This window comes from Actinospica durhamensis (assembly GCF_018139695.1).
GTDB lineage: Bacteria > Actinomycetota > Actinomycetes > Streptomycetales > Catenulisporaceae > Actinospica > Actinospica durhamensis.
The window spans coordinates 1-473 of record NZ_JAGSOG010000717.1 but is presented as its reverse complement, the minus strand read 5'-3'; the positions used below and the strand labels follow the sequence as shown (position 1 = coordinate 473).

The following is a 473-nucleotide window of genomic DNA, read 5'->3' as shown; positions in this document are numbered from 1 at the left end:
GTCATGGCCTTGGGGATCATCCTGATCTCGGTGCTCGGCTCCTACGCCTTCTACGCCCTGCTCATGGCGTATTCCCCATCGAGCATTTCCGACAGCTGGGTGCCGTCCCACGTGGAATGGGTATGGATGCTCGCGACCATGCTGGCCGCGCTGGCGATCGCCGTCGCCGTGGCCGTGCGGCTCTCCCGCCGCATCCTCACGCCGCTCAACTCGGTGGCCGAGAGCCTGCGGCAGATGGCGCAGGGCGATCTGCAGGCACGCGCAGCGGCCGACGATGAATCACTCGGCGAAACCGCGCAACTGGTGCGCGACTTCAACGCGATGGCGGAACGCCTGCAGGCCACGGAAAAAGAACGCGCCTTCTGGAACGCCGCCATCGCCCACGAGCTGCGCACGCCCGTCACCATCCTGACCGGACGCCTGCAGGGCCTCACGGAAGGCGTGTTCGAACCGCGACCCGAGCTGTTCCAGGG

At 67.0% G+C, this 473-nt stretch carries 1 protein-coding gene; it reads left to right on the top strand.

Annotated features, from left to right (window positions below; genetic code table 11):
- Window positions 1-473 (top strand): HAMP domain-containing protein (locus KDL01_RS47175; protein WP_212534264.1); only part of this gene is annotated, 473 nt, incomplete at both ends.